The sequence below is a fragment of the Gloeobacter kilaueensis JS1 genome, assembly GCF_000484535.1.
In the GTDB taxonomy this organism is placed as follows: domain Bacteria; phylum Cyanobacteriota; class Cyanobacteriia; order Gloeobacterales; family Gloeobacteraceae; genus Gloeobacter; species Gloeobacter kilaueensis.
Genome location: NC_022600.1, coordinates 4,417,890 through 4,434,717 on the forward strand (window position 1 = coordinate 4,417,890; position 16,828 = coordinate 4,434,717).

15 protein-coding genes and 4 pseudogenes are annotated in these 16,828 nt (G+C 56.2%); 11 read left to right on the forward strand and 8 right to left on the reverse strand.

Annotated elements, in window-relative coordinates:
• The first annotated feature begins 123 nt into the window (after positions 1-123).
• Together GKIL_RS20530 and GKIL_RS20535 are read left to right on the forward strand one after the other, a co-directional pair.
• Entirely contained in the window at positions 124-678 is a 555-nt protein-coding gene (locus tag GKIL_RS20530) for a peroxiredoxin (protein WP_023175800.1), read from the forward strand.
• A gap of 2 nt (positions 679-680) precedes the next feature.
• A complete protein-coding gene (locus GKIL_RS20535) occupies positions 681-1,142 on the forward strand; it encodes a TlpA disulfide reductase family protein (RefSeq protein ID WP_023175801.1) in 462 nt (153 codons plus the stop codon).
• 62 nt (positions 1,143-1,204) lie between these two features.
• On the opposite strand, the gene GKIL_RS20540 is transcribed toward GKIL_RS20535, so the two are convergent.
• A complete protein-coding gene (locus GKIL_RS20540; RefSeq protein ID WP_023175802.1) occupies positions 1,205-1,660 on the reverse strand; it encodes a hypothetical protein in 456 nt (151 codons plus the stop codon).
• 328 nt (positions 1,661-1,988) lie between these two features.
• On the opposite strand from GKIL_RS20540, the gene GKIL_RS20545 reads away from it, so the two are divergent.
• The gene (locus tag GKIL_RS20545) at positions 1,989-2,630 is read left to right on the forward strand and encodes a beta-carboxysome protein CcmP (protein ID WP_041244107.1); all 642 of its coding nucleotides are present in this window, start codon (positions 1,989-1,991) and stop codon (positions 2,628-2,630) included.
• Positions 2,631-2,683: 53 nt separating this feature from the next.
• Positions 2,684-3,184: pseudogene (locus GKIL_RS20550) on the forward strand (AAA family ATPase); the annotation flags it as partial.
• A 20-nt stretch (positions 3,185-3,204) separates the two neighbouring features.
• Here the strand turns inward: GKIL_RS20550 and GKIL_RS25040 are convergent.
• Together GKIL_RS25040 and GKIL_RS20555 are read right to left on the reverse strand one after the other, a co-directional pair.
• Positions 3,205-3,441, reverse strand: coding sequence for a hypothetical protein (locus GKIL_RS25040; RefSeq protein WP_144080437.1), 237 nt, complete (start codon positions 3,439-3,441; stop codon positions 3,205-3,207).
• Positions 3,419-4,021, reverse strand: coding sequence for a Maf family protein (locus GKIL_RS20555; RefSeq protein WP_023175805.1), 603 nt, complete (start codon positions 4,019-4,021; stop codon positions 3,419-3,421). Before GKIL_RS20555 ends, GKIL_RS25040 begins: the two co-directional genes overlap by 23 nt.
• 285 nt (positions 4,022-4,306) lie before the next feature.
• On the opposite strand from GKIL_RS20555, the gene GKIL_RS20560 reads away from it, so the two are divergent.
• The 6 genes and pseudogenes from GKIL_RS20560 to GKIL_RS23935 all read left to right on the forward strand — a co-directional run bounded on the left by GKIL_RS20560 (position 4,307) and on the right by GKIL_RS23935 (position 11,339).
• The gene (locus GKIL_RS20560; RefSeq protein WP_023175806.1) at positions 4,307-5,641 is read left to right on the forward strand and encodes a CmpA/NrtA family ABC transporter substrate-binding protein; all 1,335 of its coding nucleotides are present in this window, start codon (positions 4,307-4,309) and stop codon (positions 5,639-5,641) included.
• A 33-nt stretch (positions 5,642-5,674) separates the two neighbouring features.
• Positions 5,675-6,514 (forward strand): nitrate ABC transporter permease, encoded by an 840-nt coding sequence (gene ntrB, locus GKIL_RS20565; protein ID WP_023175807.1) that lies wholly within the window; start codon positions 5,675-5,677, stop codon positions 6,512-6,514.
• 42 nt (positions 6,515-6,556) lie between these two features.
• Positions 6,557-7,258, forward strand: a complete 702-nt coding sequence (locus tag GKIL_RS20570; protein WP_023175808.1) for a carbonic anhydrase — start codon at positions 6,557-6,559, stop codon at positions 7,256-7,258.
• Between the two features lie 32 nt (positions 7,259-7,290).
• Positions 7,291-9,261: an ABC transporter ATP-binding/substrate-binding protein gene (locus GKIL_RS20575; RefSeq protein WP_023175809.1), complete on the forward strand. Its 1,971-nt coding sequence runs from the start codon at positions 7,291-7,293 to the stop codon at positions 9,259-9,261.
• A gap of 13 nt (positions 9,262-9,274) precedes the next feature.
• Entirely contained in the window at positions 9,275-10,087 is an 813-nt protein-coding gene (locus GKIL_RS20580) for a nitrate ABC transporter ATP-binding protein (protein WP_023175811.1), read from the forward strand.
• A gap of 374 nt (positions 10,088-10,461) precedes the next feature.
• A pseudogene (locus GKIL_RS23935) lies at positions 10,462-11,339 on the forward strand (IS5 family transposase).
• A gap of 55 nt (positions 11,340-11,394) precedes the next feature.
• Here GKIL_RS23935 and GKIL_RS20585 read toward each other — a convergent pair.
• Together GKIL_RS20585 and GKIL_RS25045 are read right to left on the reverse strand one after the other, a co-directional pair.
• Entirely contained in the window at positions 11,395-12,390 is a 996-nt protein-coding gene (locus GKIL_RS20585; protein WP_023175813.1) for a hypothetical protein, read from the reverse strand.
• A gap of 509 nt (positions 12,391-12,899) precedes the next feature.
• Positions 12,900-13,379: a hypothetical protein gene (locus tag GKIL_RS25045; RefSeq protein ID WP_144080438.1), complete on the reverse strand. Its 480-nt coding sequence runs from the start codon at positions 13,377-13,379 to the stop codon at positions 12,900-12,902.
• A gap of 99 nt (positions 13,380-13,478) precedes the next feature.
• Here GKIL_RS25045 and GKIL_RS23940 point away from each other — a divergent pair.
• Positions 13,479-14,278: pseudogene (locus tag GKIL_RS23940) on the forward strand (IS5 family transposase).
• 292 nt (positions 14,279-14,570) lie between these two features.
• Here the strand turns inward: GKIL_RS23940 and GKIL_RS20600 are convergent.
• The 3 genes and pseudogenes from GKIL_RS20600 to GKIL_RS20605 form a co-directional block, all read right to left on the reverse strand.
• Positions 14,571-15,722, reverse strand: coding sequence for an IS4 family transposase (locus tag GKIL_RS20600; RefSeq protein ID WP_023175815.1), 1,152 nt, complete (start codon positions 15,720-15,722; stop codon positions 14,571-14,573).
• A gap of 330 nt (positions 15,723-16,052) precedes the next feature.
• Positions 16,053-16,235: pseudogene (locus GKIL_RS25990) on the reverse strand (HNH endonuclease); the annotation flags it as partial.
• On the reverse strand, positions 16,232-16,576 hold the full coding sequence (locus GKIL_RS20605) for a hypothetical protein (RefSeq protein WP_023175816.1): 345 nt from the start codon (positions 16,574-16,576) through the stop codon (positions 16,232-16,234). The pseudogene GKIL_RS25990 and the gene GKIL_RS20605, both read right to left, overlap by 4 nt.
• Positions 16,577-16,828: the final 252 nt, after the last annotated feature.

Consider the following 16,828-nt stretch of genomic DNA (forward strand, 5'->3'; position numbering starts at 1 on the left):
CATACCCCAAGCCTAACGTTCTGCAGCCGACAGGCTCAAGTTGACAGACCAGAGAATTTGAATAATTCTGAGATTGGACTTAGTACGATCTAGCTGAATCTACAATCAGGAGAGATGACGCTCATGACTGCAGCCGTTGGCCTTCCGGCCCCCAGCTTTACGCTCAAGAGCACCAAAGGTGCAACCAGCCCCAAAAACCTCGGTGCGCCGATTTCCCTCAGCGACTATCGCGGCAAGTGGCTGATCTTCTTTTTCTATCCCCTCGATTTTACGTTTGTCTGCCCGACGGAGATCCTGGCGCTCTCCGATCGCTACGAAGAATTTGAAGCGCTCGACACCGAGATTCTCGGCGCTTCGACCGACAGTGTCTTCAGCCACTGGGCCTGGATCAGCACCCCACGCGAAAAAAATGGCATCGCCGGGCTCAACTTCCCCCTGGTTGCCGATTACACCAAGGAGACGGCAACAGCCTACGGCGTGCTCAACGAAAAGGAAGGCTACGCCCAGCGGGGTCTATTCATCATCGATCCCGACGGCATCCTCAAGTACGCGACGATCACCGACGACAACGTTGGCCGCTCAGTCGAGGAGACGCTCCGGGTTCTGCAGGCGCTGCAGAACGGCGGTCTGTGCCCCGGCGACTGGAAGCCCGGTCAAAAAGTGCTCGAAGTCGTCTAGCTATGGCACTGCGGCTGCGTTCTACCCTGCCTTCTTTTGAAGGGGCCACCCGCTGGCTGAATCGCACCCCCCAGCCGGAGGACTACCAGGGCCAGGTGCTTGTGGTTCATTTCTGGTCGATTAGCTGCTACATCTGCCACGATGTCGTCGAGCAGTTCAACGCCATCCGCGACGATTACCAGGCGAAGGGCGTACGCTTTATCAGCGTCCACCAGCCCCGCAGCGAGGCCGAACTCGACCTTGCAGCGGTCGAAAAGGACGCGAAGGAGAACATGCTCCTCACCCAGCCCTGTGCGATCGACAACGATCACACGATCGTCGATCGCTTTATCAACGAGTACGTCCCCGGCTACTACGTCTTCGACCGCAAAGGCGAGATGCGCCACTTTCAGACCGGCGGCAAAGGCTACGAGCGGATCACCAGGGCTCTCGACCGGTGCCTGAGCGAAGGGGACGAAGCGTAAAGGGCGCAAAAAGATGCGCTTTGAGGGTGCCCTGCCGGCACCCTTTTTTATTCGGCAGCGCCTTACAGCTGCACCTGGGTATAGCTCAGCAGCTGTTCTGCCCAGCGGATCTCGGAGAATCTCCGGTGCTCCGCCGCCACCTGACGCAGGCGGGTGAGATTGTCGCGCAGGCACCGATGAAGGTGGCCACTGGTCATGTCCAGCCGACACTCCCGGCTTGCTGAATCGACTAACATGCTGTCGATGCTGAACCAGGCCAGTCCGTCGGCCATCCGGCGGTCCTGTGGGCCAATCCAGGAACTGGTAAAGGGCAGATTCACAAACAGCGAGCGCTGCAAAGAAGGCGTCCGCAGCAGTTCAATATAGGCAGTTTTATTGGGGACCAGGCGCTGAAAGGCACTGAGGGCTGTATTGAGATCGGCGAATAACTGGGTGTGGTTGCCGGCAGGATGCCCCCAGACACCGGCTGAGGGTACCAGCAGGGCAAAGCTTAGAACTGGAGCTATCAGTTTTGTCATAGTCCTCTCCTTCACTGCTGCGCTTTATGGCAGCAGTGGAATTCAAAAGGCTGGTCGTTTGGGTTCGACCTGTCACTCCGTTGCGGAAGGCGATGCGAGCTGATCGAGGCAGGCTGCAAGCGGCAAGCCCAGGGCGACTGTGGCTCGAATGGCGGCGGTGGGGCAGACGCACTCAATTGGTTACCTTTCACCACAATTGTAGGGATAGATCATCCGCCACTTTTAAAGACGAGATGAAGTTTGTCTCACTTTTAGCTGTAAAGCGAGGGGTGAGCGGGCAGGGCGCGCCCGTGGGATGATGGGGCAATGTCTGTTCTGGAAGGCCCGTTTGGAAGTTCAACTGCGCAGTTATGTCTACATCGATAGTCTCCAGTCCCAGTTCGCCGCCTTCTTAGGAACGATCGCACCGGGCTTTTTGCCGCTGCCGGGGGACGCTTCGCTCTGGGTTGAGATCTCTCCCGGCATCGAGATCAACCGGGTCACCGACATTGCCCTTAAAGCGGCGGTGGTCCGGCCCGGCCTGCAGGTGGTCGAGCGCCTCTACGGCAGCCTCGAAATCCATTCGCACCGCCAGGGCGAAGTCAAGACCGCCGGCGATGCGATCTTGCAGTACCTGGGAGCGAGTATCCGCGACCGGGCCAGACCCAAAGTGATCTCAAGCCAGATCATCCGCAACATCGATGCGCACCAGACCCAACTGGTCAACCGCTTCAAGCGCGGCCAGATGATCCTGGCAGGCCAGACGCTCTTTGTACTGGAGGTCGAACCTGCCGCCTACATCGCCCTCGCCGCCAACGCCGCCGAGAAAGCCGCCAACATCAACATCCTCGATGTCTACCCGTTCGGCAGCTTCGGACGGCTCTACCTGGGAGGTGAGGAGCGCGACATCATGGTCGGCTCCGCTGCCGCCATAGGCTCGATGGAAGATATCTACGGCCAGCAAAATGGCTCCGCTGCCCGGAGAGAATAAATCTGGGTCTTCAGTCTCCAGCCAGCAATGCGGGTAGAGACAAGCTAGAGACGATGAAAATTCAAATTCCTGAGCTGTCGCTGGTGGTGCTGGTTGGTTCGAGCAGTTCTGGCAAATCGACCTTTGCCCGGACGCACTTTCGGCCAACCGAAGTACTCAGTTCAGACCGGTTTCGAGGGCTGATTGCAGACGACGAGAACGACCAGTCGGTGAGCGAACAAGCATTTGAGGTATTGCACATGGTAGCAGCTAAGCGCCTTGCATTGGGCCGGCTTGTGGTTATTGATGCCACGAACGTACAGAGCAAGGCGCGCAGACCATTGTTGGAGTTGGCCGCTCGCCATCACGTTCTGGCTGTCGCTATCGTCTTTGATCTGCCGGAGCCGCTTTTGATCGAGCGCCACCAGAGGCGCACAGACCGGCCCTTTGGTGAAGCGGTCGTCCGGCTGCACTACCAACAGTTGAAGCGTGCGCTGCCAAGTTTGCAACGCGAGGGGTTCCACCGGATCTTCATCTTGTATTCAGAAGCGGAAGTGGCGGCAGCCGCAGTGGTTCGCCAATTGATCTAGCGCGTTCACGAGTGCGTCTTTGCTATCCTCGCCTCTGAAAGCGAAACGGCGGACCAGCACCAGGCGGCTGAGAGATCTTGGGCGTCGTCGCCGACGTTTCCAGGAGCTTGCAGGTCGGCGAGAGTCTGAGCGATCTGCCTGCCCGTGCTGCCGGCTAGATCGGTGACATCGAGCAGTTGAGTGGCCAGAGCGCAGATTTTGCTCTTGATTTTTGAGTGATCAGGCAGGTGCGTTCTTCTCACCCGGTAGGGCGTAGACGCGGCGGCCAAATTCGAGGAGCATATCGACCAGCATCGGCAGCGAGAGGCCCAGCACATTCGTGTAGCAGCCGTCGATCGCCTCCACAAGACCCGCTCCCAATCCCTGGATCGAGTAGCCCCCGGCGGTAGAGAGCGGTTCGCCGCTGGCGACATAAGCGGCAATCTCAGAGGCGCTCATCGCCTTGAGCTTGACTTCGGTGATGTTGCAGCGCAGCGAGCGCTGCTCCCCTTCGATGAGGGCCATGCCGGTGTAGACGGTGTGCCGCCGCCCCTGCAACTGCTCCAGCATCTCGGTGGCGCGCCGGGCGTCGAGGGGCTTGCCCAGAATCTCACGATCGGTGGCGACGACGGTATCCGCCGCCAGAATCAGATCCTGGGGATAGGGTTCCTGTAGCGCCAGCGCCTTACCGAGGCTATTGTTCAAAACAAGCCGATCCGGCGGCAAGCTCTCGTCTGCCACCTCGGCAAACTGGCTGGCAAAAGCACGAAAGTCGATGCGCAGTTGCTGCAACAACTCGCGGCGGCGCGGCGAAGCGGAGGCTAAAAGCAAGGAGACGGCCATCGTGTACTCAATTTCTCAGGGCCAGTATATCCGCGCATTCAAGTCGAAATTAAAATAGATTATGCTCTATAGATTTTCAAAAAAAGTTTGATTTCCGTCGATGGTAAGGACCGTTAGTATGCAAATGTGAAGGTGGCCGTGCCTTGAGGCCGCCGGAGCGAGACAAGCCTTCGCAGGACTGCGGCTGTAGAAGCGGGCAGTCCAATTCAGACGACAGGGGCCACCGCGCGTCTTTTGACGCGGCGGCGGGAAACTTGTGTGCAATTACGCGGTTGAGGACGGGACATGGAAAAAACAACAGGTGCGGAACAGGAACAGACGGCGATCAAGACGGGGCGGCGCAGTTTTCTGGTCGCTGCCGGGGCAGTGGGCGCGGGTCTACTGCTCAAGCCGGGCTACGCGGGGGCGGCGGACGCTCCGGAGGTAACGGGGGCGCGCATCGGCTTTGTCGGCCAGACCGACGCGGCACCGCTCATCATCGCCAAAGAAAAGGGCTACTTCGCCAAGCAGGGTCTTAAAGATATCGAACTGGTGAAGTTGCCTTCTTACGCGGTGATCCGCGACAACCTCGAACTGGGAACGGACAACGGCGGCATCGACGGCTCGATGATTCTGCGGCCCATCGGCTTTTTGATGGCCCTGGGCACGATCACGAAGGGCAACAAGAAAGTACCGATGTACGTGCCCCTGCAACTCAATATCGACGGCCAGGGGATCACGATCTCCAACGAATTTCGCAGCGAAGATCCGCGCCTCGACAGCTCGCCCATCAAGGCAAAAGTCGAGAAGGCCAAGTCCCAGAGCCGCCGCTACAAGTTTGCCAGCACCTTCCCTGGTGGGACGAGTGACCTGATGATGCGCTACTGGCTTGCCGCCGGGGGCATCGACCCCGACAGCGACGTCGAGAGCCTGATCGTACCGGCGGGCCAACTGGTGGCCAACATGAAAGTCGGCAACCTCTCCGGTTTTTGCGTGGGTGATCCCTGGCACGCACGGGCGATCAGCGAAAAGACCGGCTACACCGCGCTGATTTCAGGTGAGATGTGGCGCGACCATCCCGAAAAAGCGCTCACCCTGCGCGCCGACTGGAGCGACAAGAACCCCAAGGCGACGCGGGCGATCGTGCGGGCGGTGATCGAGGCCCAGCAGTGGTGCGACGTGATGACCAACCGCGAGGAGCTGGCAAAGATTCTCTCTGGCCGCGAGTACACCAACGTGGCTGCCGCCGACCTGCTGCCCCGCCTCAAGGGCACAGTCGATTACGGCGACGGACGGGTAGTGCAGAACAGTCCCTACATCATGCGCTACTGGAAGAACAACGCTTCTTACCCGTACAAGAGCCACGACCTGTGGTTTTTGACCGAAAACATCCGCTGGGGCAAGTTGCCGCCGGACTTTGCCCAGGTGCGCAAGGTGATCGATCAGGTCAACCGGGAAGATGTCTGGCGCACCGCCGCCAAAGAACTGGGCGTCCCGGCTGCTCAGATTCCGAAGAGCACCTCCCGAGGCGTCGAGACGTTCTATCCCGACAAAGTCAAATTCGATCCCAAAAATCCGGAGGCGTACCTGGCGAGCCTCAAGATCAAGCGGGTCACCGACATCAAAGTAAAGCGCACCTGATCGTGCAAGCACCCTGACAGGAGATTTTTGGCGATGACGACAACACTGGACACGCGCAGCCGTCAGACCACCAGCCAGCGGTGGACGGCTCTTATCAACGGCAAGAAGTTGCAGCGGATCATTGCTCCGGCGGTGGCGATCACCTCGGTGCTGGTGCTCTGGCAGCTCCTGTGCTCGCTGCCGGGGGCGACCCTGCCCACCCCGACCCAGGTGGTTAGCGACACCTGGGAGCTGATTGTCAATCCTTTTTATCAGGGCACCGGCACCAACAAGGGCCTGTTCTGGCAGATCGCCGCGAGCCTCCAGCGCGTCGCGATAGGTTACACCGCAGCGGCGATCGTGGGGGTGGCGCTGGGGATCTTGATCGGGGTCAACCGCCTCTTCTACGCCGGTCTTGACCCCCTGGTGCAGGTATTTCGCACGATTCCGCCCCTGGCCTGGCTGCCGATTTCGCTTGCGGCCATCCAAAAATCGGAACTGGCGGCGCTGTTTGTGATCTTTATCACCGCCATCTGGCCCATCTTGATCAACACTGCCGTCGGCGTCCAGCGCATTCCGGCTGACTACAACAACGTCGCCCGCGTCCTCAAGTTGCCGAAGCTCAAGTACTTCTTCAAGATCTTGCTGCCAGCCTCGCTGCCTTACATCTTCACCGGCCTGCGGCTGGGCATCGGTCTATCGTGGCTTGCGATTGTAGCGGCGGAGATGCTCATCGGCGGCGTCGGCATCGGCTTTTTTATCTGGGACGCCTACAACAGCGCCAAGGTGAGCGACATCATCCTCGCCCTGCTCTACGTCGGCCTGGTGGGCCTGCTGCTTGACAAACTGGTCGGTTTTGCAGGCTCGCTGATCGTCCCGGCGGAGCGCAAGTAAGACTTTACCGCCCCCGTCTACTTTCATCAGGAGAACCATCCCATGCACTCTCAAAGTCATCATTTCTCGCGCCGCACGCTCATCCAGGCTACCGCCACCGGTCTTTTCGCCACCTACCTGGGCCTGAAGGCCGACCCGGCGGCTGCCGTCACCGACCTCACCGCCGCCCAGGCATTGCAGCGGCTCAAAGACGGCAACAAGCGCTGGGTAAACAACAAGCTGGAGCACCCGGATCTGACCACGACGCGCCTCAAGGAAGTGGCCAAGGGCCAGAATCCCTTCGTGGCGGTCCTCAGTTGCGCCGATTCGCGGGTGCCAAGCGAGATCGTCTTCGATCAGGGCCTGGGCGACATCTTCGTCACCCGCGTCGCCGGGAATTTTCTGGACGACAACATCTTAGGGAGCCTCGAATTTGCCACCTCCGTGCTCGGTGCGCCGCTCATCGTGGTCATGGGCCACTCTCGCTGCGGTGCGGTGCAGGCAGCGAGCAAGGCCGTCACCGAAGGAACGGTTTTTCCGGGCCACCTCGCCGATTTTGTCGATGCGATCAAACCGGCGGTGCTCTCGGTCAAGGACCAAAAAGGCGACCTGGTCGATAACGCGATCAAGGCAAACGTGCTGCGCAACGTCGAGAAGATCAAGCTCGCCCGGCCCATCATCGCCAAGCTCGTCGATGACAACAAAGTAAAAGTCGTCGGAGCCCGCTACGAGCTGGACACCGGCGAAGTGGTCTTCTTCGAGTAGGCAGACGCATCCTTTATCTGTGAGTGGCAGCTATGACCGTATTCATCGAAATCGAACAGGTTGACAAGGTCTTTACCCTCGCCGACGGCGGCGAGTACATCGCCCTCGAAAACATCGGACTTACGATCCGCAAGGGCGAATTCGTCTCGCTCATCGGCCACTCCGGCTGCGGCAAATCGACCCTGCTCAACATCGTGGCCGGGCTGGACATGCCCACAAACGGCAGCGTTATCCTGGCAGGCCAGCCGGTGGTCGAACCGGGTCCGGACCGGATGGTGGTCTTTCAGAACTATTCGCTTTTGCCTTGGCTCACGGTGCGCGAAAATATCGCCCTCGCCGTCGATGAGGTCTACGCCGACAAATCGAAGCAGGAGCGCAACGCCATCGTCGAGGAGCACATCGCTCTGGTGGGCCTCAAAGCCGCCGCCGACAGCCGCCCGGAGCAGCTTTCCGGCGGTATGAAGCAGCGGGTAGCGATTGCCCGCGCCCTTGCCATCCGCCCGCAGCTGCTGCTTTTGGACGAACCTTTCGGTGCCCTCGACGCCCTCACCCGAGGTTCGCTGCAGGAGCAACTGATGGCGATCTGCGAGGAGAGCCGTCTCACCTGCTTGATGGTCACCCACGACGTGGACGAGGCGCTGCTGCTCTCCGATCGGATTGTCATGCTCTCCAACGGCCCTTCCTCGGGCATCGACCAGATTCTGGAGGTACCCTTTGCCCGGCCCCGCCACCGCCTGGAAGTGGTGAACGACCCCGGCTACTACAGCCTGCGCAGCGAGATGATCTATTTTCTCAACAAGCAAAAGCGGATCAAGCAGCTGCGGGCCAGGGCACCCGTCGCCCGCCACGGCCTTGAGAAGATCAACCTGCAGATTGGCTTTGTGCCCCTCACCGCCTGTGCGCCCCTCGCGATTGCCCAGGAGAAGGGCTTCTTTGCCCGCCACGGCTTAGAAGAAGTCCGCCTGGTGCGCGAGGGAAACTGGCGGGCGATCAGCGACGGCATCGCCGGCGGCTGGTTCGACGCTGCCCAGATGCCCGCCGGGATGCCCCTGTGGTTCAGCCTGGGCGGGGCGAACGAGAAACCCCTGCCGGTGGCGACGGCCCTCACCACCACCCGCAACGGCAACGCGATCACCCTTGCCCGCCGCTTTCTCAAAGAAGATATCTTTTCGCTCGAAAGCTTCGCAGACTACCTCAAGCGCACGCCGGACCTGCGCCACACCCTGGGGGTGGTGCATCCTTCGTCGATGCACAATCTGCTGTTGCGCTACTGGCTGGCAGCCGGCGGCATCCACCCCGACCGGGACGTGGATCTGCGCACCATCCCCCCAGCCCAGATGGTCGCCAACCTGCGCGCCGGAAACATCGACGGCTTCTGCGTGGGTGAACCCTGGAACATCCGCGCCGCCGTCGAGCAAATTGGCTTCACCGTCGCCACCGACCTTGAGATCTGGCTCGGGCATCCGGCCAAGGTGCTGGGTGTGCGCGAGGACTGGCTTGTTGCCCATCCCAATACCCACCTCGCCCTCATCAAGGCGCTGCTTGAAGCCTGCCGCTTCTGCGCCGAGGAGGCCAACGCCGAGGAGGTGCGCGCCATCCTCCGCGATCCGCGCTACCTCGACACCGACCCGGCCTACGTTCAACTGGGCGACGACGATCCGACCAGCTGCCGCATCGGCGACAACTACCGCCCCTACGCCCACCACGAATTTTTTGGCCCCGGCCTCAATCGCCCGAGCCGCACCGAACAGCTCTGGATTCTCACCCAACTGGCGCGCTGGGGCACCGTGCCTTTTCCGCGCAACTGGGTCGAAATTCTCGAACGCGTCTGCCGGGTGAACGCCTTTTCGACCGCTGCCCGCGAACTGGGGCTCGACGTCAACTACCGCCGGGGACCGATCGAGCTGTTCGACAGATTGCCCTTCGACGCCGACGATCCGATCGGCTACCTGGGGCGGCTCACCATCAAGAACGAAGTCTACATCGCCGATGTCGCCCTTTGAGGAGGTCAAAACCATGTCCACTTCTCATCTCACCCGCCCCGAGACGCTCCTCGCCCTGCGCAACGTCTCCAAAGTCTTCCCGTCCTCCACCGGTCCGCGCACCGTCCTCCAGCAGGTCAACCTCACCGTCAGCGAGGGCGAATTCGTCTGCATCATCGGCCACTCCGGCTGCGGCAAGACGACCCTGCTCAACATGGTGGCGGGATTTCTCACCCCCAGCGAAGGGGAGGTGCTACTCAAATCCGAGCCCATCACCGCCCCCGGACCAGACCGGATGGTGGTCTTTCAGGGCTACGCCCTGTTGCCGTGGCTGTCGGCCTTCGAGAACATTTATCTGGCCGTCGATGCGGTCTGGCCCACCAAGTCGCGCACCCAGAAGACAGCGATCGTCCGCGAGAACCTGGCCCTTGTGGGCCTCACCGACGCCGCCCACAAAAAGCCCAACCAGCTTTCCGGCGGCATGAAGCAGCGGGTGGCGATTGCCCGCGCCCTTTCGATCCGGCCCGAAGTCTTGATTCTCGACGAACCGTTCGGTGCCCTCGATGCGATCACCAAAGAAGAACTGCAGGAAGAACTGCTCAAGATCTGGAATGCCAGCCGCTGCACGGTCTTGATGATTACCCACGACATCGACGAGGCGCTGTTTTTGTGCGACCGGCTGGTGATGATGACCAACGGTCCCGCCGCCCGGATCGGCGAAATCCTCACCATTCCCTTTGCCCGCCCCCGCGAGCGCTCCCGGATTATGGAAGACCCGGCCTACTACGAACTGCGCAACACCGCCCTCGACTTTCTCTACCGCCGCTTCGCCCACACTGAGACCTAACCCCCGCATCACCAGTCCGATAGACACCGGACCTTGGACAGGTGTCGTCGCTGACCTCCTATGGCAGCAGGAAGAGCTGGAACCCCAAAACACTCAGCAAAAGTAGAAGTGCTTTGTCTGCGAACCGGCTATCAACCAGAAGAAAGTAAACCACCTTGGTGGTGCCTAAAGTCGAACTTGTGTCGGTTTCAGGTGTTTGCCAAACTTATACGTTCAGCAATTCGCTCAGGCGTATTCATATGCAGTGGGTGAATTGTCGTCCGTCCCTCTGGCGTTAATCCCACCAACTCCCCTTCTCTCAATTAGAAGTGCTCTTGCCAGTTCTGAGAGCGTGGATTAGAGCTTGTTTGTAAATCAGATTCTAGACTGAGGCTATGCCTCAACCTCTCTATCCATCAGGCGAGTGGGCTCTGCTCGAGCCCCTACTGCCTCCGCCGTCACGCTCTGGTCGTCCTCGCCTTGCCTATACGTCACCTGCTCAATGCCCTACTCGTATGTATTGCGCACTAGCCGCCAGTGGCGCGCTTTCCCAAAGACTTCCCGCCCTGGCAAACCGTCTACGCCCTGTGGCGATTGTGGCTGGCTCATGGCTTCTGGCAGCGCTTGAATACTGCACTCAGAGAGCGCACCCGGCTGGCTGCTGGTCGCAATGCTCAACCCACTGGCGTGATTCTCGATAGTCAATCGGTCAAGACCACCGAACATGGTGGCCCTAGAGGCTACGATGGCGCGAAAAAACTCAATGGTCGAAACTCCCCATGCCCCCATGCCGGGGCCAAGTCGGAGGGCAGGCCGCCATATCCTTACCGACACTCAGGGCTGGCTGCTCAAGGTGGTGGTCCACCCGGCACACATAGCTGACCGTGACGGAGCCCTATTGGTATTGGAAGGAGTTAGTCAGAGTTCTCCTCAGTTGCAGAAGGTGTGGTTAGACATGGGCTACCGTGGAGCACGCTTGATGAACTGGGTGCAGCAGCATCTGCCACAGGTGAAGCTGGAAGTAGTGCAACGCCCAAGACGGTGGGTGCGAGTGCCTGCCAATGAGGAACCACCACCAATGCCTCAAGGATTTCAAGTGCTCCCTCGACGATGGCATGCTGCCCCCGCAGGGGGGGTGGTAGAGCGGACGTTCGCATGGTTATGTCGCAATCGGCGCTTGAGTAAAGACTATGAGCGTTTAGCAGAGACGAGCGAGTGTCTGGTATGCCTGGCGATGAGCAAGCTGATGCTGAGAAGGTTAGCAGGATTATGATTTACAAGCAGGCTCTGAGGAGTCACTGCACTCACGAACATGTCGAAGACTAACTCTACGGAAAAATTCTTTGTGTAAAATCCCATTCCCCGTTTGACGAATCTATGAAATCTTGCCGCAAATCACGCTTGGAAAACTGGCGGAGTACCTCTCCTGCAACGTACTGTGCTGTCATAAAATAATTGCCAAGTTCAATACGAGAAATGTTCTGCGCAGTATATCGAGTTGCAACGAATCCAGGAAAGGTCTGGATTGTATTACGTAGTCTAAAACCATCAATATTTGCAAAATGGGTGACGACTTCATGTACTAGCCTGTTAAGATCGTGACCGTAATTGTCCCTGAGCCTTCTTTCGTTAAAGCCGTGAACGGTAAGAAGAGCACCCTTCAAAAGAACTTCTACTGCAAGACAACAGTTTTGAATAGCAACATATTTATTGAATGAGCTTAGAAGAGTAGCTGCTGCAGCTTCTAGATACTGCTTTGCGAGATAAAACCACTCAATAGATCTATCAGGCAACGGTGCTGCAGTCATTTCAACTTCTTTGAGACTATGAGCAAAGTCAAAACAATCAAAGAATTGGTCGAAATATCTGTTTGCTACAGACTCTTCACTAAAGAGCCATTGCTTTTGCAGCTCAGTCATATCAAAGGAGCGAGCAGAACTTGAAAGAAAATCGCTGGGGCGAATTGCACCGCTTTCCCAGTCTAGAGCAGGATTAGAAAAAAATAGATAATCAGTTATATACAATTTCCAGTCTGGAATATAAATGGGGAAAAATACGTCTCGAAACATAACGGCCCCTGCATAGACTGGAGCACCCCATAAATCTACTTCACGATACAGATCTTGATAGATAGACTTGACTAAATCTAACAAGGGATCCCCGTATTGCAGTACAAGCAAGAAATCACTGATCCTTTTCAATTGGAAAGCAATCTGCTGATACGCATAAATGGGCCTCACATGAGGAAGCACCCCATCAGCTACCAGCTGATTGTCAATTTTAAGAACAAGTTTGAGCAAAATGTTTTTATCCAAGTTTGCCATTTTACACCAAGTCGGGGTTTTGTAGTATCATATTACTTTAATTGCGAGTTGGCGACTAATGTGCTTCCTTACTCCGGGTTCATGTGGAGCTTGTGGTCTACAAGCCAATATTGCTTGTTGTCGAGTAGCCGTCCATGGGCTCGCGGTCGCTCCAGAGTAGCCCATGTTTGCCAGTGCGAGCCGGTGTCTGGTCTTATATAGTGGACCGCAAGCGGCTTGCTGCTGGCAGTCGTCGTTAGCTTGAATGGCGTGGCCCGCTCTCTCGGTGCTCCTCGTCGCTGTCAGATGCTCACTCTTCGAGTAGCCCTATTGTGACTTGACGTACAAGTTCGCCACTATTGGAAGCATAAATCTGAGGAAGTAGGTTTATGCTTCCAGTAGCTGTCTTCAGAATTAGCCCGGCGCTGTGACGGATGCAATGGGCTTCACTATCTCTGAGATTTGAAGGAGCTGGGGGTGCAGGGAATTACTCTTACCCCCCAATCGCGCGCTCAGAAAAAATGTCTTTTCTAATTAGTTAGTCCCTTAGATTGACTACGTTGCTCAGCCAGAGATATGTGATTCTCTATCAGCCTGCAGAATTGCTTGAGAGCGGTCTGCATTCGTGATGATTGTACAACTAAAGTAGAGAATACATCTTCAAATGTAATTGGCTTGGTAGCTCCAAAGCCTTTCAGATAAATTAGATCTTCACAGACAATTTTTTTAGAGGGCACTTCTGTCTCTTTTGGAACCGGCTCAATAAATCCATGGTCCGACATATAATATCCTTTAATAACATCACGTTGAATTACGGGTCTTACTCCCAATTGTAGTTTCGGAGGTATTCGATGCTGTCTTAAAGTGCGGTAATTGCCCATGAGTTCAGCATGATATTCATCATTAATATGGTGGATTGCCTTGAGCAATTCTTCTCCTGCAGACCATCTTTTGCATTTAAACACTTTCGCTAAAAAATTAACATCTATTTTTCTATTATTTAGAGACACATTGCCGAAGATTTTCTCAAGTTTTGGTGCATCAGTGTGAGAGCTTGTTTATAAAGATAGGAAGGAGCTATAGTCTACGCAGATAATTACCCTGTGCCGATGTCTCGCAAGCCCTATCCAACCGATCTCACTGACCAAGAGTGGAACTGCATTGCTCCGCTGTTGCCAGCCGCGAAGTTTGGCGGCCACCCGCGCACGACCGACTTGCGCGAGGTGCTCAACGCCATCTTCTACCTCAACCGCACCGGTTGCCAATGGCGGATGTTGCCCAGTGAGTTCCCGGCCTGGCAGACGGTCTACGCTTACTTTGCCCGCTGGAGAAATAAAGGCGTCTGGGAGGCGATCAACCGCACTCTCAGGCAGCGGGTGCGCCTGCAGGCCGGGCGGGAGGCGGACCCCAGCTTGGCCTTACTCGACAGCCAGTCAGTCAAGAGCACAGAAAAAGGGGCTTCGAGACGGGCTACGACGGCAACAAAAAGCTCAAGGGCCGCAAGCGCCATATCGCCGTAGACAGCCTTGGCTTGCTCCTGTTTGTCTTTGTGCATGCGGCCAACATCCATGACAGCCAGGGAGCAGTGGGGGTGCTGATGGGCATGAAAGACCAGCAACCGCGCCTTTTGACGGTGATGGCTGACCAGGGTTATCAGGGACCTTTAGGTGAGGCAATCGAGCGGGTCTGTGGCTGGAAGGTACAAATCGTCGAAAAGCAGGGCAAGGGTTTTGTGGTGCAGCGCCAGCGATGGGTGGTGGAACGAACGTTTGGTTGGCTAGGTCGCTGTCGTCGTTTGAGTAAAGATTATGAGCAATGGCCGGAGACGCATGAAGCGATGGTGTACGTGTCGATGATCCGACTGATGCTCAAGCGCTTGCACCCACCAAAATCTGAAGCGACTTTATAAACAAGCTCTGAAAAACATCTGCATAACAAGCATGAACTGCACAGTAGATGAAGCGTTGCTTAATTTCATAGGGCTGATGCAAGCAAAAGTATAGGGGAAGCCATGTAAATTCTCTATTAATATAGTATTTATCAATGACCTCTGAAAAAGATTTCAAAACCTTCTGCCATATTTGCTGCACATGAATATAATAGTTGAAGTCATTAATTTCATCTACTAGTGTTTCCAGATAGCTTTCTACAGATATTACATAATCGTTATTAGGATGTTGTTCAAGGGGTGACAGAGTAAGCTACGTTCGGCCCAGTATCAGCTTTGCAGCTTCCATGCCTCGTCGATAGTACTTGACTTTACTCGGGCAGGCCACTACCAATTCCTCCAACAATTCCCACCACTGCTCCACCTGCTGCGCCCACACCTGAGCGTACTGACCCAGGCGGAAGCTACTATGACGAGCCAGTTCTCGCTGGTTTTCCTGCGGACGACCCCCATACTTATCCAGTCTTTTCTTTCGCAGTTCCAGACCCTTGAGCATCGCCATGCTCCAGGCAATCGCGGCAAGCAACAGCACCCGCATCATCCTCTCAAAACTCACCCGTACTCCCTCCAGATGGTATCCGCCAGACTTCACATCCTTGTGCCATACCTCGATGCCCCAGCGCTCTTTGTAGGCATCAATCGCTTTTTGCAGACTGGGTAAATTCGTCAAGATGTACCAGCCTTCTGCTGGACGCATGTTCCGCACTTGCTCGGCGTAATGACAGGCAATATTGAAACGAGCAAACCCCTTCCTCATCCTGCGCTTTGTTACACGTACACCCTGGATGAACAGCGATATTCCAGGGTGCAGATTCAGCGAACTCAGGCAGACAAACTCCTTGTCCGTTTGCTGAAAGTTCGCACTGACTCGCAAGCGCAGACAAAGCTCGACGCCCCTACGGTGCAACCAGTTGGCGAGTTCGATGCTGCAAAATTCTCTGTCGGCTAAAAGCCGTAATTTGTAATTTGACAGTAGCTGGAAGACTGGCAACAGCAGCAGTTGCTGGTCTGTGAAGTCTGAGTTGCCCGTGTGCTCCAGCAATATCCAGTGCAGTGGTAGAGCATGACGCTCCCACACCAGGACGACAGACAGCACGTTGTAGTGCCACCAAGTCGTGCGGTCGATTGCCAGTTTGAGGACGTGGTGTGGGGAAAAATATTCCCTCACTAGATACAGCACTAGCGGAAACCATGCTTCGAGGATATTGAGTCGTTCCAGCAGCAGAAAACGTTGGACTGCCGTCTTGCGACTGTCAGCCTGAATCGGCAGGGGCAAAGCTTCAGACAGCTTGCCGAGGCAGAGATGTTTATGGGTCTGAAGAGTCTGAAGCAGTAGAGACAAAAGGATGTACTGTCTCTGGGTGAGGAGATGGCGAAAGAAAGTCTGGTAGAATTGAGGCAACATTTTTGTTGGCTGGACTCGGGGCAGTGTTCCGAGTCTCTTTTTTTATGTAAGCGGAGCCTGGAACGCTTGTCTAGCCTGATGCGCAGCCTACTCTGTCACCCCTTGAAAGGATGTTGAACTTCACAGGGATATCTAAGGTACTGAAGTTCGGCTAATCTTTCAACTTCCTGGTTTAAGGAAATCTCCTGGTATTTCTCATAAGCCCTTTTTAATAGATCGACGTGTCTGATATACTGGTCGTGGTCTTCCATTGTTTGTTCGAAAGCTACTTAGCATTTCATCCTAACTCACTTTTAGTAGCCTTCGTGCTGTGCCTTTATGTCGGTTTCAACGCCAACTGGTGAGCGCAAGATTATTTTCATTTGTCTCTCCGCCGTGTTTCTCAGCAACTACATGATCGATTTCATGGGAGAAGAATGATGCCCCAGTGGGTAACTGGCAGTACTCACAGCGTTCTTCTGCCCTGGCTTTGACCGAGCGGCGCAGAGCTGCTGAGATGTATGTACCGCTCAAGCGGCGCTTTGCAGGAAACGCAGACTGCCTGCTTTTAGCATCACCATCAAGTGTTCAATGCGTTCATACTCCTGCAACTCTTGAACGTCTTTGCTCGACAGCTCACCGTTACGGCTGCGCTCAAGCAGGACTTTCAGGCGTTCTTGCATTGCAGGGTCTGGCCGGAACGCCACCACCTGCTCATGGGTTGGGTTGCTCGCCAGAAACTCTAGAATGTGTCGGTAGATATGCCCCGGAACTTCAGGCTGGCGGATAGCCTGCGCCACCAGTTCGGAGAGGCGATCCTCTACCTGGGCGACTTGTTCTGCCAGTTCATCCGGTATTTCCAGCGTAATCTTCACCGCCAGACCACCTCAAGTTCTGCTCATAGCTTACCTAACTGGAACATTTTCATGTCTGAAAAAGTTAAGCTTTTCAGAGCCTTATTGCTCTTGGGGCGATTCATCAATCACCTTTCCCGTTGGACTCTCTGGTGCTAAACCCGTGTCGGTCGGAGCATTAAAGACCACTGATCGGCGTAATCGCCATCGACTTTCTCTACCGCCGCTTCGCCCACACCGAGACGTAGTACCTCACATCAGCCATCAAGCTTT